Raw genomic sequence first — 17,750 nt, 5'->3', positions numbered from 1 at the left:
AAACTTTAGCTTCTGAAAAAGGATGTAACGAGGCGCACCATTACCTGTGCTAACCGTCACCTGATATCCAGCAACCGCTCGAGATAACGCCGTTCCACCTCACCCGGCGGATTGTTGCCGAGCTTTTCGCGGATGGCGTCAAGAATCTCGCGGGCGCGTTGCACGTCTATTTCGTCAGGCACCTTCACCTGATCGCCAAAGTCAGGGCCGGTGGTGCTGCGCGGACGGCCGAGCGGATCGCGGCCGTTCTGGCCGCCTTGACCGGCCATGCCTTCCTGCCCCTGACCCGGCTGCTGGCCCTGCTGGCGCATGGCCTGCATGATCTGGCCCATCATGTCCTGTGCGCCCTGGCGCAGCGCATTCAGCGCATTACCCTGGCCCTCGACGGCCTGTTCACCCTGGCTCTTGCCCAACGCCTCACCGGCGCCCTGCATTTCCTGCTGCGCCTTGCCGAAATTTTCGCCCGGCTCCATACCGAGATCGCGAAGTCCCTGCTGCAATTCGCCGAGCTGCTTGCCGAGGGCATCCTGCTGGGCCCGCAGGTTTTTCAGCGCTTCGCGCAATTGCTCGGCGGTCATCTGGTCAGTCTGCTGCTGTCCGCCCTGTTGGCCATTTTCACCCTGTTGGCCTTGCTGGCCCTGAGGCTGTTGCTGGCCGTTTTCGCCCATCTGCTGGTCGTCGCTTTCGCCGCCCTGCTGCGGATCACCGCGCTGCATCCGGTCGCGCAATGCCTGATCCAGCTTGAAGGTTTCGTCCATCAGCTTCTGCTGCTGCTGCAGGATTTCGCCTAGCTTGTCGATCTGCTGGCGCATCTTGCTGCTCTGCTGCTGGCCTTGCTGCCCCTGACGCTGCGGTCGGCCGGCTTGCAGATTGTTCATCATGCGCTGCAATTGCGAGAGCATTTCCTGCGCGGCATCGCGATTGCCGGAACGGGCGAGATTCTCGATCTGGTTCATCATGTTTTCCAGATCGCGTTGGCGCAGCACGTTCTGTGCCTGTTGGTTCATGTTGGCTTGCGGCGCATTCTGCATGCGTTGCGCAAGCTCGCTCATGAACTGCTGCATCGCCTCGCGCAGCTCCTGCATGAGCTTGGCCACTTCTTCATCGGAGGCATTGCGCTGAAGCGCCTCGGAAAGGGCGGTCTGTGCATCGCGCAGGCGCCTTTCCGCCTGCGAAAGATCACCATCCTCGATGCCCAGTGCGATCTCCCATAGGTAATCCGCGGTGTTCTTCAGCATTTCCTCATTATAGGCGAGCCGCATGCGGGTCTGCGCCGATTGCAGCAGGAGATAATGCGTCGTGTTGGGAATGGTCTCTTCCGGACGCATTCCAACCGCCTCGTTATAGGCGATCGCCTTTGGCATCTGGCGTGTGTCGAGCGAAAAAATCTGCCGCTGTTCGGCAATGGAAGCAGCCAGCGGTTCCGAGAAATTGCGGCCCGGCAGCACCATTTCATGCGGAGGGCTGCGGCCGGTCTGGCCTGCACCGTCAGTCGCCACCAGTGTAATACGCACGCGTTTCCCGGCCATCGGATGTTCGGTCAGGTTGCGGCTGGTCAGCCCCTTGATCTCGCGATTGTTCTGCCGCGGCAGATCGAGCTTGAATTCCGGCGGCGGGTAAAGCGCTGTCGCGCCTTCGGCAACGCCGATAGGCTCAATAATCGCGTGAGCTTCCTTCAACCCGTAATCATCCTTGGCGGTGAAGCCGATTTCCAGCGCGCCGTTGACGGCGCGGCGCGGCATGTTGTCGAAGGCAATGCTGGGCGGCTGGTCCGGGATGACATTGAACAACCATTGCTCACCATTGGCGGTTATCATGCCGCTTTCGGTGACATCCATCGCGAAGGTGCGCGGTGCCAAGGGCTGATCCGCCAAAGGAGCCTGCGCCGGAACCGAGACATCACCGCTCGCGCTGTCGGCCCGGGTTGTCTCGGGAGCGAGCTTTTGCAGGGCGCCCGCCATTTCCGGTTCGAAGGTCACTTCTTCGCCCCCATCACCACCGGTCATGCGGATCGTCAGCCTGGAGGACTGCGGCACGGAAACCGCGTCGCGGTTGGTCGCGTCACGCCCAGTCAGGAAAATCGGTGCGCGGCCGGTATAAGAGGGCGGCGTAACCCAGGCATCCAGTCGAATATCGGGATTGAGCGGACCCACGGTCGGTTGGCTGCGGAAGGCATCGGCAATCGTGCCTGCGCCGTTGGAAAAGGAAAAACCGAAGGCAGCGGCCAGAAGAAGGGCGGGAACGGCGCGTAGGGCGAGACGGTCATAACGGGCGATATCGGGCTTCGGCAGATCGGCATTCAGTGCGGCGATACGCTCCGCCATGCGGATCTGGTGTTCCTTCCAGAGCGTTCTGGAAAAAGGCGTGTCGAAGGCCGGTTCGTCTTCCTGTACTCCAACAGGTTGGTGTGCAAGACCGTTGCGATCTTCGAGAAGGCGGGAAGCGTCGTTGTCAGTCGGCCATTTCAGCCGCGCGATCGGCAGGAGAGTGGCAATGAAGGCGAACACGAGCACGAAAACGACGCCGAGCCGCAGAAAATCCGGCATGTGCCGGTAAAGGCCGAACCAGGCAAGCACCAGAAACAGAGCGGCAATAGAGAGCGGCCATAGCGTTTTCGGGGCGATCTTCTCCGAAAGCAGAACGATTTTTGCGAAGAAACGCTTGGCGGCAACCCGGCGGGCAAGGTCCGGCCGCTGCACGAATGCGCCAGTGGAGCGCTTTCTGCCTGTCCTGTCCTCTCCGGCTGTGGTCATCAATCCGTTCTCCCGGTTCTGGCCACGTCAACGCCATTCCCGGAACGGCGAGTTCTCCATATCACAGAGGCAAGGATAACATTCTTTGTGGCGAAGACGAGGGCAGCCAAGCCCTCACCCCCATTTTTTAGGCAGCTTCGCTCAATTGTGATCGGCTGCAAGCGGATCAGTCGAGCCAGGCGGGCACGGAATCGAGGGCGATCAGCTCTTCATACGTGCCGCGGGGGCGGATGATGTGGAATTTGTCACCCTTGACCAGCACTTCCGGCACCAGCAGGCGGGAATTATAGGTTCCTGCCTGCACCGCACCATAGGCACCAGCGGAACTGACGGCGATGAGATCGCCCGGTTGCGGTGCGGCCATGTCGCGGTCCAGCGCCAGATAATCGCCGGTTTCGCAGACCGGGCCGACGATATCGGCCTTGATGCGCGGCGTATCCTCTGCCGGTTGCACCACCGGGCGGATGCCGTGATAGGCCTCATACAGTGTCGGACGGATGAGGTCGTTCATCGCGCCGTCAACGATTACAAAGGTCTTTTCGCCGCCATCCTTCACATAGATGACTTCCGTTACCAGAATGCCGGCATTACCGACGATCAGGCGGCCGGGCTCGGTGACGATCTTGCAGTCGAGGCTCTTCAACTCGTTCTTGACGATATGCGCATAGGCATCCGGCAAAGGCGGCGGATTATTGTCGTCGCGGTAGGGAATGCCGAGGCCGCCGCCGATATCGACGTGGCTGATCGCATGGCCATCGCCGCGAAGCGCTTCCACCAGTTCGCGCAGCAGCCGGAAGGCGTCTTCGAAAGGCTGCAACTCGGTGATCTGGCTGCCGATATGCATGTCGATGCCCGTGACTTCGATGCCGGGCAGGGTTGCAGCATGGGCATAGACGGCGCGCGCCCGCTCATAGGAAATGCCGAACTTGTTTTCTTTCTTGCCGGTGGAAATCTTGGCGTGGGTGCGCGCATCCACATCAGGGTTGATGCGGAAGGAGACATGCGCCCGCTTGCCCGCCTTGATGGCGCGCAGATTGAGGACTTCCAGCTCCGGCTCGGATTCGATGTTGAAACAATAAATGCCCACATCCAGCGCATAATCCATTTCCGCAACCGTCTTGCCGACGCCGGAGAACATGATGCGGTTTGCCGGCACGCCAGCAGCCAGAGCGCGACGCAATTCACCGCCGGAGACGACGTCGATGCCAGCGCCGAGCTTTGCCAGCGTCTTCAGCACCGCCTGGTTGGAATTGGCCTTCATGGCATAACAGACCATGGCGTCCACATCGGCAAACGCACCTGAGAACACCTTGTAGTGGCGCTCCAGGGTTGCGGTCGAATAGACGTAGAAGGGCGTGCCGACCGCCTTGGCGATCTCGGGCACGGGCACGTTTTCGGCGTGCAGCACGCCGTCGATATAGCCAAAATGGTTCACGGCTTTTTACCCGTCAGAGAAGCTTGTCGAGAATGAAGGGCCGTTCCGCCGTTGCCGGCTTCGGCTCACTGCCATCGGCGGCGCGCTTGTTGCGCATTTCGACCGGCGTGCTCGGCGGATCGATGTCGCCCTTGCGCCCGCAGGCGCTGAGAGCGAGGCTTACGGCAAGCGTCATGCCGATGGGAACGATGAGTTTGCGCACGGATTTTGAAAGCATGGGCCTGTCCAAAGGAAATATGTGCTTCTCTGATAACGAAAAACAGGGCGCTTGTGCACCCTGTTTCTTGTGATCGCGGCTTAACGCAGATTTATCAGTTGCGGCCGCGCCACCAGGCGATTTGTTTGCGCACCTCCGAAGGAGCCGTGCCGCCGAAGCTTGTGCGACTGGCGACCGATGCTTCCACCGAAAGAACATCGAAAACGCTGTTGGTGATACCGGGGTGGATGGCCTGCAACTCCTCCAGCGAAAGATCGGCGAGATCGCAGCCTTTCTTTTCCGCCAGCGCCACGGCATTGCCGGTCACATGGTGGGCATCGCGGAAGGGCAGTCCCGCTTCGCGCACCAGCCAGTCGGCCAGATCGGTCGCGGTGGAATAACCGGAGCCTGCCGCCGCCCGCATGCGGTCCTTGCGCACTTCAAGGTCGCGGATCATGCCGGTCATGGCGGCGATCGCCAGTTCCAGGCTTTCGGCGGCGTCGAAAACCTGTTCCTTGTCTTCCTGCATGTCCTTGGAGTAGGCGAGCGGCAGACCCTTCATCACGGTGAGGAGAGCGATCAGCGAGCCGTTGATGCGGCCGGTCTTGGCGCGCACCAGCTCAGCGGCATCAGGGTTCTTCTTCTGCGGCATGATCGACGAGCCTGTGGAAAAGGCGTCCGACAGCCGAATGAAACCAAATTGCGGCGTCGACCAGATGACGATCTCTTCGGCAAGACGCGACAGATGCGTGGCGCAGATGGAGGCGATCGACAGGAATTCCAGCGCGAAATCGCGGTCGGACACGGTGTCGATGGAGTTGCGGGTCGGCTCGCGGAAACCGAGCGCCTTGGCCGTCATGTGGCGATCAATCGGATAGCCGGTGCCGGCAAGGGCAGCCGCACCAATCGGGCTTTCGTCCATGTGCTCGATGGCGTGGCGTACGCGGGCGCGGTCACGGCCGAACATTTCCACATAGGCCATGCAATGATGGCCGAAGGTGACAGGCTGCGCCGTCTGCAAATGCGTGAAGCCGGGCATGACCGTATCGGCGTTTTCCTCGGCGCGGTCGAGGAAGGCGGCGATGAGCGCCGTCAGCATGCCTTCGGTCTTCTGCAATTCTTCCTTGACCCACAGGCGGAAATCGAGCGCCACCTGGTCGTTGCGCGAGCGGGCGGTATGGAGGCGGCCGGCGGCCGGGCCGATGAGGGTGGCAAGCCGCGCTTCGATATTCATGTGAATATCTTCGAGCTTGCGGGAGAATTCGAAGCTGCCGGATTCGATCTCTGACAGGATCGTGTTCAGGCCTTCGGTGATCTTGTCTTTATCTTCAGGCGAAATAATGCCTTTAGATGCCAGCATGGCGGCATGCGCCATAGAGCCGCGGATATCCTGGGCGTAAAGTTTCTTGTCGAAGCCGATGGAGGCATTTATCTCTTCCATGATGGCAGATGGCCCGGAAGCGAAACGCCCGCCCCACATCTGGTTGGAGGATTTCTGATCTGTGCCGTCAGCCATGTGTGATGCCCTGGAGTATTCGATGACAGAGAAAAGGCCGTTCAGGCTTCCTTCCGCCAAATTGGTTGCAATTGCTGCCGTTGCCGGTGTGCTCGCCGGTGCAGGCGCGGTCTGGTTCAGGCATATTGGGTCTGAGAGCCCGGTTCAAGGGGCAGCGGTGGCCGACGCCGGTTTATGTGAAGGTGCGGCGAACCGCATTGCCACGCTGAAACCCTTTCTGAAGGGCCAGGTGGCGGCTATGTCGGCGGCAGACACCCCGCGCGTTATTCCGCTCTCCTTCAAAGGGCCGGAGGGGAAAGATATGAGCCTTGCCGATCTCAAGGGTAAAGCGGTGCTGCTCAATCTCTGGGCGACGTGGTGCGTGCCCTGCCGGGAAGAAATGCCGGCGCTGAACGCGCTGGAGAAGGAAAAGGGCGGTAACGGCTTTGAAGTCGTGGCTGTTAACATCGATACGGGCGGGGATGAAAAGCCGAAAGCCTTCATGGACGAATACAAGATCGATTCCCTGAAGCACTATCGCGACAGTTCCATGGGCGTCTTCAACGTTCTGAAAAAGGAAGGTCTCGCTTTCGGCCTGCCGGCCACCCTGCTGCTGGATGAAAACGGCTGTCTTCTCGCAGCGATGAACGGGCCGGCGGCGTGGGATAGCGAAGATGCCAAGGCGTTGGTGACGGCCGCAACATCCAGGTAGCTTTGAGTTTTCGGCTTGGGGGAGAGATATTTCCTCTCCCTCAGCACAAGGTCGATTTTTACCGCGTCGGAACCGGCGTCTCACCCCGATAATCGTAAAAACCACGGCCGGATTTGCGGCCGAGCCAGCCGGCTTCAACATATTTCACCAGCAGCGGGCAAGGGCGGTATTTGCTGTCGGACAGGCCGTCATGCAGCACCTGCATGATCGACAAACAGGTATCGAGGCCGATGAAGTCTGCGAGCTGCAGCGGACCCATCGGGTGGTTCGCGCCGAGGCGCATGGCGGTGTCGATGGCTTCCACCGAACCGACGCCCTCATAAAGCGTATAGATTGCCTCGTTGATCATCGGCAGAAGGATGCGGTTGACGATGAAGGCTGGGAAATCTTCGGCGACGGTGATCGCCTTTTCGAGCGTCCGCACATAGTCCTTGGCCGCGTCGAAGGTCTTTTCATTGGTGGCGATGCCGCGCACCAGTTCCACCAGTTTCATGACCGGCACCGGGTTCATGAAGTGGATGCCCATGAACTGTTCCGGACGGTCGGTGGCAGAGGCAAGCCGGGTGATGGAAAGTGAAGACGTGTTGGTGGCGAGAAGCGCCTCCGGCTTCAGGACCGGGCAAATCTGCGCATAGATCTTTCGCTTGATCTCTTCGTTCTCGGTGGCAGCCTCGATGACGAGGTCCATGGGTGCCAGATCGTTGACATCGGTCGAACCGCTGATGAGCGCCAGGGCCTGCTTGCGGGCCTCGTCGGAAAGCTTGCCGTTGGTGACCTGGCGCGCGAGATTGCCGTTGATCGTGGCAAGGCCGGCCTCGATACCGTCTTTGGAAAGATCGTAGATATGAACCCTGTAGCCGGCAACCGCAGAGACATGTGCGATGCCGCACCCCATCTGACCGGCTCCGATGACACCGATGTTCTTAAAGGGGGCGGTCATATGCTGTTCTCCCATGTGCTGCATGTGCAAATTCGCTGGCGATGTTACGCATATCGCCGAAAAAGAGAAGGCGGCGCGTTCAAAAAACGCGCCGCCTTCATCATCTATTTGAAATCAGAGGGCCTTTTGCAGTTCCGGCAATGCCTCGAAGAGGTCCGCCACAAGGCCGTAATCGGCAACCTGGAAGATCGGCGCTTCTTCGTCCTTGTTGATGGCGACGATGACCTTCGAATCCTTCATGCCGGCCAGATGCTGGATGGCACCGGAAATGCCCGCCGCGATGTAAAGCTGTGGGGCGACGACCTTGCCGGTCTGGCCCACCTGCCAGTCATTCGGCGCATAGCCGGCGTCCACGGCAGCGCGCGATGCACCAACGGCAGCACCGAGCTTGTCGGCGACAGGAAGGATGACTTCCTTGAATTTTTCCGAAGAACCGAGAGCACGGCCACCCGAGATGATGATCTTGGCGGAGGTCAGTTCCGGACGGTCGGACGAGGCCAGTGCATCAGAAACGAAAGAGGAGACGCCGGGGTTTTCAGCGGCGGCGATCGTCTCGACCGCTGCCGAACCGCCTTCTGCCGCTGCCGCAAAGGCCGTCGGGCGGACGGTGATGACCTTCTTGCCATCGGTTGCCTGAACGGTCTGGATGGCATTACCGGCATAGATCGGGCGCTTGAAGGTATCCGGGCTGACAACTTCGATGATTTCCGAGACCTGAGCCACGTCGAGAAGCGCAGCAACACGCGGCGTGACGTTCTTTGCCGAGGCGGTCGCAGGAGCGATGATGACGTCATAGGACGGGGCAAGCGAAACGATCAGCGCCGCCAGCGGTTCCGCCAGCTGGTTTGCATAGGATGCATCGTCGGCAAGCAGCACCTTGGAAACACCGGAAAGTTTTGCTGCGGCGTCGGCAGCGCCCCTGGCGCCGGATCCGGCGACCAGCACATGGACGTCGCCGCCAATCTGGGTTGCCGCCGTCAGGGTCTTTGCCGTCAGGTCGGAAAGGGTTGCGTTGTCGTGTTCTGCCAGAAGAAGAATGGCCATGAGAATATCTCCCTTTTCCGAAACCTTAGAGGACGCCGTCGGCTTTGAGCTTTTCGACCAGCTCGGCAACCGAGCCCACCTTGATGCCGGCCTTGCGGCCCGCCGGCTCTTCGGTCTTCAACACCTTCAGGCGCGGCGAAACATCGACGCCGAAATCGGCCGGAGCCTTCTTGTCGAGCGGCTTCTTTTTCGCCTTCATGATGTTCGGCAGCGAGGCATAACGCGGCTCGTTCAAACGAAGATCGGTGGTGACGACAGCGGGAAGCTTCAGTTCCACCGTCTGCAGGCCGCCATCGACTTCGCGGGTCACCGCAACCTTGCCGTCGGCAGGCACGACCTTTGAGGCGAAGGTGCCCTGGCCCCAGCCGAGGAGGGCTGCCAGCATCTGGCCGGTCTGGTTCGAATCGTCGTCAATCGCCTGCTTGCCGACAATGACGAGACCGGGCTGCTCAGCCTCGGCCACGCCCTTCAGGAGCTTGGCGACAGCGAGCGGCTCGACCGTTTCATCGGTCTCGATCAGGATGGCGCGATCGGCACCCATCGCGAGCGCGGTGCGCAGCGTTTCTTCCGCCTTGGCAGGTCCAATGGAGACGACGACGACTTCTTCAGCCTTGCCGGCTTCCTTCAGGCGAAGGGCCTCTTCCACCGAGATTTCGTCGAACGGGTTCATCGACATCTTCACATTGGCAAGCTCAACGCCAGAACCATCCGCCTTCACGCGGATCTTCACGTTGTAATCGACGACTCGTTTAACGGGGACAAGGATTTTCATCGGCGGCTTTCCTCAAACTCCTGTCCGCTTGGCAGTGCCGAGCGGACCTCCAAAAACAGGTTGGCGACATGGATAAGCATTTTTCCCGCAATTACAACGGAGCAATCTTCATTATCGCATGCACACAAGGCATATCTTACGTTGACGTTAACGTAAATACTCTATCTCTGACGTGACCTCTCATCTACCCCCGTCATAGCCGCGTTCGATTTGCGACAACCCCGCCGTTTGCGACGTATTTTTGAACTGCGCCGCCCTCGGCGGGACAATGGTGCGATCAAACAGGGGAACGCCCCGTCTGCGCATGAAAATTACCATGATGGCGCCCGCCAAGATGCCGCCGACATGCGCGCCCCAGGAGACGTTCTCTTCCAGCCCGAGCGCCAGCATCAGGAACTGCTGGCCGATCCACAGCGCCAGGGGAATGAAGGCGGGCAGTGGAAGCGGAATGCGCATGAGGACCAGCACCCAGACGCGCACTTTTGGATGCAGCAGGAAATAGGCCGCGACGACGCTGGAAACCGCACCCGAGGCACCGATCAGTGGTCCTTCCGAGGTGGGTGAGACGAAACCGTGAAACAGCGCGCCGGCGATGGCACAGGCGAGATAGAAGATCAGGAAACGAAAATGGCCGAGCGCATCCTCGACATTGTCGCCGAAGACCCAGAGAAACAGCATGTTGCCGGCCAGATGCCAGAAATCGAGATGAAGAAAGGCATAGGTGATGGCGGTGAGGTCATCAGGCACGACCTGCAGGGCGGGTTCCAGATAGGCGTGATCGAACACCACGGCGGGAATGAAGCCGAGGCCGAGGGCAGCGGCATTGGCTTCGGTGTCGCTGGCCAGCACGCCGGTAAACAGCCAGACCAGCACGTTGACCACGATCAGGCCGATGGTGACATATTGCAGCCGGATATGCTTGAGGGAATTCGCATCGTGCAGCGGTATGAACATCGAACGCCCTTTTGTTGCGTCGTTGAAACGCCTTAGCGGTTCTTGCCCGGAACCCACAATATGTCGGCCTTGCCGGCATCATTGGCGAAACGGGCCGCGACAAACAGGAAGTCGGAGAGGCGATTGGCATATTTGATGGCGGCCGGGCTGACGATCTCATTCTCGGTGACGGAAAGCTCCACCATCAGCCTTTCTGCGCGCCGGCAAACCGTGCGTGCCAAATGCAGATTTGCCGCCGCGGCGCTGCCGCCCGGCAGCACGAAGGACGTCAACGGTTCGAGGGTGGCGTTGAGGTCGTCGATTTCGCTTTCCAGCCGTGTGACCTGGCTTTCGACTATACGCAACGGTTCGTAAGGCAGTGGTTCGCCATCGTCAGGCGTGGCAAGATCGGCGCCGAGGTCGAAAAGATCGTTCTGGATGCGGAAAAGCATGGCATCCAGCTTTTCCAGCCCAGCCGTGTGAAGCCGCGCGACACCGATGGCCGAATTGGTCTCGTCCACCGTGCCATAGGCTTCGACGCGCAGATCGTGCTTCGGTCGGCGCGGGCCGGAAACCAGCGCCGTCGTGCCCTTGTCGCCGGTGCGGGTGTAGATCTTGTTCAGTTTCACCATGTCAGCGGCCGCCTCCGGTGAGCCAGAGGGTGAGCATGATCAGAGCGATGGCAATGGCCTGCAGAAGCAGGCGAAGCTGCATCAGCTTGTTGGACCGGTTGGCGTCCTGTCCCTTCAGCATGTTGAAGAGGCCGCGTATCAACACGATGACGACAAGCCCCATGACGATAAGGGCCAGAACGGTGGTGAAGCCGGACATGCGGTATTACTCCTCCTCAATCGAATCTGCGCAGCAGACGATAGAAAAGTCCGGCAGGCAAGAGCCGTTTCAGCATAAGCCCCTGTTTGGCCGGAACGGTAACGGGATAATGTGGTTTCGGCCTTGCAGCCGTCAGGGCGTGTTTCAGCACGGCATAAACGGCATTCGGGCCGAGCTTGTGACGGTTGACGGGGCCGGAACCATCCATACGCGCCAGCTGGCGTTTATATTCTGCCGCATGGGCCGAATTTTCGAGATCGATATGCTCATTGATATGAGCAAGCGCCGTCGCGGTGAATTTCGACGTGATCGGGCCGGGTTCGATCAGACTGACATGGATACCGCTGCCCTGAAGCTCCATGCGCAGGGTGACGCCCAGCCCCTCAAGCGCGAATTTCGAAGCGGTGTAGGCGCCGCGATAGCGATAGGGCACGAGCCCGAGAATGGACGAGCAATGCACGATGCGGCCCGCACCACGCGCCCGCATAAAGGGAATGACCCGCCGCGTCAGATCGTGCCAGCCGAAGACATTGGTTTCGAACTGGGCTCTCAGCGCTTCGACTGGCAGGTCCTCCACCGCGCCCGGCTGGCCATAGGCACCATTGTTGAAAAGCGCATCGATGCGGCCGCCGGTGCGGGCGGAGACGGTGTCCACCAGCGCGGCGATAGTTTCGGGCTTTGTGTAATCCATGATCAGGGTTTCTATGCCCTGATTTTCGAGGGCTGCCATGTCAGCGATGCGCCGCACCGTGGCAAAGACCCGCCAGCCGTCCCGGTGGAGCGCGCCGGCGCAATAGGCGCCGATGCCCGAGGAACATCCGGTGATGATGATGACGGGTTTTTCAGACATTTGCCGCTCCGGGAAACCGACTGTCGCTCTGGTCCGATTACCCGGCCCGTTAAAATCCAATCGCGCGAAATCCGTGTCCTTCGGGAACCGAAAGGTCAGCTTGCGCACTGTACAAAACGAAGCTGATTTCCCATATTCGGGGCGAAGTTACAAATGAAATGCCGATGAATGGAGGCGACATGGTTGCCGCAGTGCGCCTGGCAGGCAAGGTTGCCTTCGATGCCTATTCCCATTTCGCCGAGGATGACGGCTGGGCGATGGCGAGCCACATGGCGCTGTCCATCCTGCTGGCGCTGTTTCCGTTCCTGATCTTCGGCACGGCGCTGGCCGGTTTTCTGGGCGCCGACCAGTTCTCCGAAACGGCGGTGCATCTGATTTTCGACACCTGGCCGGAAGCAATTGCCGGTCCGCTGGCAGCTCAGGTGCAGCAGGTTCTCACCATCCCGCGCGGCGGCCTGCTGACGATTTCGGTGCTGGCGGCCGCATACTTCGCCTCGAACGGCGTCGAGGCGCTGCGCATTTCGCTGAACCGCGCCTATCGCGTCACGGAAACGCGCTGGTGGTATGTGACCCGGCTGCTCAGCCTGCTTTATGTCCTGATTGCCGTTGTGGTCTTTGCCGGCATCAGCACCGTGCTCGTCGCCGTGCCGGTCGCCATGTCCTTCGCCGAACGGCGGTTTCCGTGGCTGACGGATGTGCTGAACACCATTTCCAGCCTCGGCCTTTATGGCACCATCGTGGTGCTGACGGCGGGGCTGGTGGCGGCGCATCTGTGGCTACCCGCAGGCAAGCGCCGCATCTGGGATGTCTGGCCGGGTATTTTGCTGACGATGATATTCTGGGTCATCGGCGCGGCTATCTTCGCCTATTATCTCTCCACCTTCGCCAATTATGCCGCCACCTATGCCGGTCTCGCCTCCGTCATGGTGGTTCTGGTGTTCCTTTATATGGTCGGCGTCATCTTCATGCTCGGCGCGGAGGTGAATGCCGCGTTGATGAAATACAAGGTCCGGCAGATCATCCGCCGTAACATCGGCGGCAATGGCGCGCGCCGCGGGCAGGCGCTAGAGGAGGCCGACAAGCCGGCGGATATCTGAGGGCGTCGCTCCTTCCGCGCGAAGGGCGGAAAGCCCGGTACTGCCTTCGCTTTTCGAAAGCTTGCGCCCGTCCGTGCCCAAAATCAGCCGGTGATGATGATAAGCGGGCTGCGGTAGGTCCAGCAGCTGCTGCAGCAGCCGGTGGATGGCGGTGGCATGGAAGAGATCCATGCCGCGCACCACATGGGTGATCCCCTGCAATGCATCGTCAACCACAACGGAAAGATGATAGCTCGAAGGCGCGTCGGAACGCGACAGCACCACATCGCCCCAGAGCGCGGGCAGGGCCTCGATCTGCCCCGTCGCCCCGTCGCCGCTCTCCTGCCAGAACAGAGGGGTGCGGGCGGCGCGGATCGCCTTGTCCATGTCGAGCCGCCAGGCGTGTTGCCGGCCGGACGCGAGCAGGGCCGCCCGTTCCGCCTTCGGCCTCTCGCGGTCGACGGACGGATAGAGCGGCGCTCCGTCAGGATCGCGCGGCCATATCCCGCCTTCCGCTTCGAAGGCACCGACAATGGCCCTGGTTTCGCCACGGCTGAGAAAGGCGGGATAGGCAAGATCCGCCTCGATCAGCCTGTGCAGCGCCATCCGGTACTCATCGAAATGCTCCGATTGTCGCCGCACTGGCTCTTCCCAAGAGAGTTCCAGCCAGCCGAGATCATCATAGATCGCCTGCTCCAGCTGCGGCGTGCAGCGCGTCTGGTCTATATCCTCTATACGCAGCAGAAAGCGGCCGCCATTGTCCAGCGCCATGTCATGGTTCAGGAATGCGGAAAGCGCATGGCCGAGATGCAGCGGGCCGTTGGGGCTTGGCGCGAAACGGTAAACCGGTTTTTGACGGATGGATGAAGGCATGGTTTCTTCTGCCATGTTTTAATGCACCCCGCCAGCGGGCTGGCGGCATATGGAATGACCGACATGAAAATCATCACCGGGATGGATGACATCAGCGAAGGGCTGGAGCATCTCGCCCGCCTCGACCCCGCACTTGTCCCTGTCATTGAGATAGCCGGTCCGCTGGAACTGCGCATCCACGAGCCGGGCTTTGCCGGCCTTGCTCATATCGTCGTCTCGCAGATGGTGTCGCGCGCCAGCGCCACTGCCATATGGGCGCGTATTCTCACCGGGACGGGCGGGGCGGTCACGGCGGAAAATTATCTCGGCGCACCGGAGGAATTGCGGGCTACTTTCGGCCTTTCGCGCGCCAAGGCGACGACGCTGGAAGGACTGGCTCGCGCCGTTACCGAAGGGCAGATCGACCTTGACGGCGTGGTGCGCAAGGAGGGGAGTGCAGCCCTTTCTGAACTGGTGGCGCTTCGTGGCATAGGCCCATGGACGGCAGAGGTCTATCTGATGTTCTGCGGCGGGCATCCGGATATTTTTCCCGTTGGCGATGTGGCGCTGAGATCAGCGGTGGCACATGCGCTCGATCTGGAGATAAGGCCGGAAGCGAAATGGCTCGCGGAACGCGCGACACTCTGGTCGCCATGGCGCTCCGTCGCCGCCCGGCTTTTCTGGGGCTATTACGCCAACATCATGCGGCGCGCGATGGTGCCACTGCCCTGAGCGGGGTCAAAAATCGGCAATCCGATAGGGCAGGGCGCCGCGTGAAAGATGATCGAAATGCAGCTTGCGTTTCAGCGGCGGCACGGCGCGCTGCACGCAATCCACCCTTTCGCACACCCGACAGGAAATGCCGATCGGTTTGAAGGAAGCCGCATTGCCGAGATCGAGCGTGTCGGCGTAGACGAAATTCTGCGCATGGGAAATCTCGCAGCCGAGTGCGATGGCGTAACGCGGCCTTTCCGTATTGAAACCGGCGCCGGCCTTTTCGATCTGGGTGGCGATGGAAAGATAGCGCACGCCGTCAGGTGTTTCCGCCAGCTGCCGCACGATCCTGTCGGAGCTTTCGAAAGCCTGATGGATATTCCACAGCGGACAGGCCGCGCCGAACCGGGCAAATTGCAGCCGCGTGGCGCTGTGGCGTTTGGTGATGTTGCCGGCGCGGTCGATCTTGGCGAAAAAGATGGGTACGCCCTTCATGCCGGGTCGCTGCAGGGTGCTCAGACGGTGGGCCACCTGCTCAAGGCTCGCGCCAAAACGCACGGCGAGAAGTTCGAGATCATGGCGCAGTTCCTGTGCCGCCCGGTGAAATTGCCCATAGGGCAGGATGAGCGCTGCGGCAAAATAATTGTGCAGTCCGATACGACAGATTTCGGCCGCTTCCGTGTTGCGGAAACCGGCGCCGGCCAGCACCCTGTCCACCGTCGGGCCGGCGTGAAGCTGGGCGATCTGCAACGCGAGCTGAAAACAGCGGGTGGATGCGGCCATGTAGGAACTGAGGGCGAGCGTTTTGCCGACAGGATCGAAATGCCGGATTAGCCCGCCTGCCGCCGCGGTTCTTGTGATATGGATGCCGTAACGGTTCCTGAGATGCGCTGACAGAATGCTGTCGGTCTCGCCTCCCTCGATCTCCAGTTCCTGCGCCAGCTCCTCGGCCAGAAGATCAATCTCGGCAACGTAATTGTCGACGAAGTGAAAGAAATCGCGGACCTCCTCATAGGGGGTTCTTTCAACCTGTGCGGTGCCGCGGCCCAGGCGGTCATCCAGTTGCACCAGCTGTTCGCTGTTCTGGCGATAGGCCTGATGGGCCCGCAGCAGCGCATGGGCAAAACCAGGTGCGTTCTGGGCAATCAGCTTCAACTCCTGAAGCCCCGGTTCATAAGTCATGAACAGCGGGTCCTTCAGCGCCTCGCGCACGGCGGAAACCAGCCGGTCGCTTTCGCCTGTCGCCAGTTCCGCCATGTCGAGCTGGAATTTTTCCACCAGCGTCACCAGAACGCTGGCCGAAACGGGGCGCTGGTTGTTTTCGATCTGGTTCAGATAGCTCGCGGAAATGCCCAGCCGTTCGGCAAGTTGCGCCTGCGTGGCGCGGGCATTTTCGCGAAGGCCGCGCACCTTGCGGCCGATGAAGAGTTTTTCCGTCGCCATGTTGCAACTTTGCAAAATTAAATATTGCAAATATTTATGGCACGCATACGCGCACGATCAAGGCTTCTGGCAGAGTATTTTCTGGGTTATTGATCGTGGCATAACGCATGGAGGATACATGCCAGGCATTCTGGAGCAGTTGGAAACGCGGCGGGAAGAGGCTCGGCTCGGTGGCGGCGTCAAGCGCATCGAGGCGCAGCACGCAAAGGGCAAGCTGACGGCGCGCGAGCGCATCGACGTGCTCTTGGATGAGGGTTCCTTCGAAGAATACGACATGTATGTCACCCACCGAGCGGTGGATTTCGGCATGGCGAGCCAGAAGATCGCCGGTGACGGTGTCGTGACCGGCTGGGGCACCATTAATGGCCGGCAGGTCTATGTGTTTTCGCAGGATTTCACCGTGCTCGGCGGTTCGCTCTCGGAAACCCACGCCCAGAAAATCTGCAAGATCATGGATATGGCGGTCCGCAACGGCGCGCCTGTTATCGGCCTCAACGACAGCGGCGGCGCGCGCATTCAGGAAGGCGTGGCCTCGCTTGGCGGTTATGCCGATGTCTTCAAGCGCAATGTCGTCGCCTCCGGCGTCGTGCCACAGATCTCCGTCATCATGGGGCCATGTGCGGGTGGTGCGGTTTATTCGCCTGCCATGACCGATTTCATCTTCATGGTGCGCGATACCTCCTACATGTTCGTGACGGGGCCGGATGTGGTGAAGACGGTGACGAACGAGATCGTCACGGCCGAAGAGCTGGGCGGGGCCTCGACCCATACCAAAAAATCTTCCGTCGCTGACGGCGCTTACGAAAACGACATCGAGACGCTGGAACATGTGCGGCTGCTCTTTGATTTCCTGCCGCTCAACAATCGCGAAAAGCCGCCGGTGCGGCCGTTCCACGACGATCCGGCGCGCCTGGAAGCGCGGCTCGATACGCTGATCCCTGACAGTTCCAACAAGCCCTATGATATGAAGGAGCTGATCCACGCGCTGGCCGACGAGGGCGATTTCTTCGAATTGCAGGAGGCCTTTGCCCGAAACATCATCACCGGCTTCATTCGTCTCGAAGGCCAGACGGTCGGCGTCGTCGCCAACCAGCCGATGGTGCTGGCCGGCTGCCTCGATATCGACAGTTCGCGCAAGGCCGCCCGCTTCGTGCGCTTCTGCGACGCCTTCAATATTCCGCTGCTGACGCTGGTGGATGTGCCGGGTTTCCTGCCCGGCACGGCCCAGGAATATGGCGGCGTCATCAAGCACGGCGCAAAACTTCTCTTCGCCTATTCGGAAGCGACAGTGCCGATGGTGACGCTGATTACCCGCAAGGCCTATGGCGGGGCTTACGACGTGATGGCCTCCAAACATATCGGGGCGGACGTCAACTACGCCTGGCCAACGGCCGAAATTGCCGTGATGGGTGCCAAGGGCGCTGCGGAAATCCTCTATCGTTCCGAGCTTGCCGATCCCGAGAAGATCGCTGCGCGCACAAGAGAGTATGAGGAGCGTTTCGCCAATCCCTTCGTCGCGGCGGAGCGCGGATTTATCGATGAGGTCATCATGCCGCATTCCTCGCGCCGCCGCATCGCCCGCGCGTTTGCGTCGCTGCGCAACAAGAGCGTGGAAACCCGCTGGAAGAAACACGACACCATTCCGCTCTGATCTGCTGAAGGGCTGGAAAAATGCTTCGGCCACCTTACTATATGGATGTTCAG

At 60.5% G+C, this 17,750-nt stretch carries 17 protein-coding genes; 4 read left to right on the top strand and 13 right to left on the bottom strand.

Going from position 1 to position 17,750, the window contains the following annotated elements:
* Window positions 1–56: 56 nt before the first annotated feature.
* The 4 genes from EYD00_RS16720 to argH all read right to left on the bottom strand — a co-directional run bounded on the left by EYD00_RS16720 (window position 57) and on the right by argH (window position 5,900).
* On the bottom strand, window positions 57–2,753 hold the full coding sequence (locus tag EYD00_RS16720; protein ID WP_034497218.1) for a TIGR02302 family protein: 2,697 nt from the start codon (window positions 2,751–2,753) through the stop codon (window positions 57–59).
* A gap of 166 nt (window positions 2,754–2,919) precedes the next feature.
* Entirely contained in the window at window positions 2,920–4,188 is a 1,269-nt protein-coding gene (lysA, locus tag EYD00_RS16715) for a diaminopimelate decarboxylase (protein WP_034497215.1), read from the bottom strand.
* Window positions 4,189–4,201: 13 nt separating this feature from the next.
* The gene (lptM, locus tag EYD00_RS16710) at window positions 4,202–4,405 is read right to left on the bottom strand and encodes an LPS translocon maturation chaperone LptM (protein ID WP_004445637.1); all 204 of its coding nucleotides are present in this window, start codon (window positions 4,403–4,405) and stop codon (window positions 4,202–4,204) included.
* Window positions 4,406–4,499: 94 nt separating this feature from the next.
* Window positions 4,500–5,900, bottom strand: a complete 1,401-nt coding sequence (gene argH, locus EYD00_RS16705) for an argininosuccinate lyase (protein ID WP_034497212.1) — start codon at window positions 5,898–5,900, stop codon at window positions 4,500–4,502.
* A gap of 22 nt (window positions 5,901–5,922) precedes the next feature.
* Here argH and tlpA point away from each other — a divergent pair, with 22 nt between their 5' ends.
* Window positions 5,923–6,591: a thiol:disulfide interchange protein TlpA gene (gene tlpA / locus EYD00_RS16700; RefSeq protein ID WP_034497626.1), complete on the top strand. Its 669-nt coding sequence runs from the start codon at window positions 5,923–5,925 to the stop codon at window positions 6,589–6,591.
* 58 nt (window positions 6,592–6,649) lie between these two features.
* Here the strand turns inward: tlpA and EYD00_RS16695 are convergent, their stop codons facing one another.
* The 7 genes from EYD00_RS16695 to EYD00_RS16665 form a co-directional block, all read right to left on the bottom strand.
* Window positions 6,650–7,531: a 3-hydroxybutyryl-CoA dehydrogenase gene (locus EYD00_RS16695; RefSeq protein ID WP_004445632.1), complete on the bottom strand. Its 882-nt coding sequence runs from the start codon at window positions 7,529–7,531 to the stop codon at window positions 6,650–6,652.
* Window positions 7,532–7,645: 114 nt separating this feature from the next.
* Window positions 7,646–8,575, bottom strand: coding sequence for an electron transfer flavoprotein subunit alpha/FixB family protein (locus EYD00_RS16690; protein WP_006697715.1), 930 nt, complete (start codon window positions 8,573–8,575; stop codon window positions 7,646–7,648).
* A 25-nt stretch (window positions 8,576–8,600) separates the two neighbouring features.
* Window positions 8,601–9,347 carry an electron transfer flavoprotein subunit beta/FixA family protein gene (locus EYD00_RS16685; RefSeq protein ID WP_022563006.1) on the bottom strand — a complete coding sequence of 249 codons (747 nt, stop codon included), beginning with the start codon at window positions 9,345–9,347 and terminating at the stop codon, window positions 8,601–8,603.
* Window positions 9,348–9,527: 180 nt separating this feature from the next.
* Window positions 9,528–10,301 carry a rhomboid family intramembrane serine protease gene (locus tag EYD00_RS16680; RefSeq protein WP_034497209.1) on the bottom strand — a complete coding sequence of 258 codons (774 nt, stop codon included), beginning with the start codon at window positions 10,299–10,301 and terminating at the stop codon, window positions 9,528–9,530.
* Window positions 10,302–10,333: 32 nt separating this feature from the next.
* A complete protein-coding gene (locus tag EYD00_RS16675) occupies window positions 10,334–10,912 on the bottom strand; it encodes a cob(I)yrinic acid a,c-diamide adenosyltransferase (RefSeq protein ID WP_022563004.1) in 579 nt (192 codons plus the stop codon).
* Window position 10,913: 1 nt separating this feature from the next.
* Window positions 10,914–11,111: a twin transmembrane helix small protein gene (locus EYD00_RS16670; protein ID WP_004445622.1), complete on the bottom strand. Its 198-nt coding sequence runs from the start codon at window positions 11,109–11,111 to the stop codon at window positions 10,914–10,916.
* A gap of 16 nt (window positions 11,112–11,127) precedes the next feature.
* Window positions 11,128–11,961, bottom strand: a complete 834-nt coding sequence (locus EYD00_RS16665) for an SDR family oxidoreductase (RefSeq protein WP_034497206.1) — start codon at window positions 11,959–11,961, stop codon at window positions 11,128–11,130.
* Between the two features lie 179 nt (window positions 11,962–12,140).
* Between EYD00_RS16665 and EYD00_RS16660 the strand changes: the two genes are divergently transcribed.
* The gene (locus EYD00_RS16660) at window positions 12,141–13,058 is read left to right on the top strand and encodes a YihY/virulence factor BrkB family protein (protein ID WP_004445618.1); all 918 of its coding nucleotides are present in this window, start codon (window positions 12,141–12,143) and stop codon (window positions 13,056–13,058) included.
* On the opposite strand, the gene gluQRS is transcribed toward EYD00_RS16660, so the two are convergent.
* Complete coding sequence (gene gluQRS, locus EYD00_RS16655) at window positions 13,026–13,925, bottom strand: tRNA glutamyl-Q(34) synthetase GluQRS (RefSeq protein ID WP_034497203.1); 900 nt, start codon at window positions 13,923–13,925, stop codon at window positions 13,026–13,028. The genes EYD00_RS16660 and gluQRS overlap by 33 nt on opposite strands.
* A gap of 39 nt (window positions 13,926–13,964) precedes the next feature.
* Here gluQRS and EYD00_RS16650 point away from each other — a divergent pair, with 39 nt between their 5' ends.
* Window positions 13,965–14,621 carry a DNA-3-methyladenine glycosylase family protein gene (locus EYD00_RS16650; RefSeq protein ID WP_162699271.1) on the top strand — a complete coding sequence of 219 codons (657 nt, stop codon included), beginning with the start codon at window positions 13,965–13,967 and terminating at the stop codon, window positions 14,619–14,621.
* Between the two features lie 6 nt (window positions 14,622–14,627).
* On the opposite strand, the gene EYD00_RS16645 is transcribed toward EYD00_RS16650, so the two are convergent.
* Window positions 14,628–16,046, bottom strand: coding sequence for a helix-turn-helix domain-containing protein (locus tag EYD00_RS16645; protein ID WP_034497200.1), 1,419 nt, complete (start codon window positions 16,044–16,046; stop codon window positions 14,628–14,630).
* A gap of 118 nt (window positions 16,047–16,164) precedes the next feature.
* On the opposite strand from EYD00_RS16645, the gene EYD00_RS16640 reads away from it, so the two are divergent.
* Complete coding sequence (locus EYD00_RS16640; RefSeq protein WP_034497197.1) at window positions 16,165–17,697, top strand: acyl-CoA carboxylase subunit beta; 1,533 nt, start codon at window positions 16,165–16,167, stop codon at window positions 17,695–17,697.
* Window positions 17,698–17,750: the final 53 nt, after the last annotated feature.

This window comes from Agrobacterium sp. 33MFTa1.1, from assembly GCF_004328495.1.
Classification (GTDB): domain Bacteria; phylum Pseudomonadota; class Alphaproteobacteria; order Rhizobiales; family Rhizobiaceae; genus Agrobacterium; species Agrobacterium pusense.
Note: the sequence above shows the minus strand (reverse complement) of the source record. Positions and strands in the feature narration are given on the sequence as shown.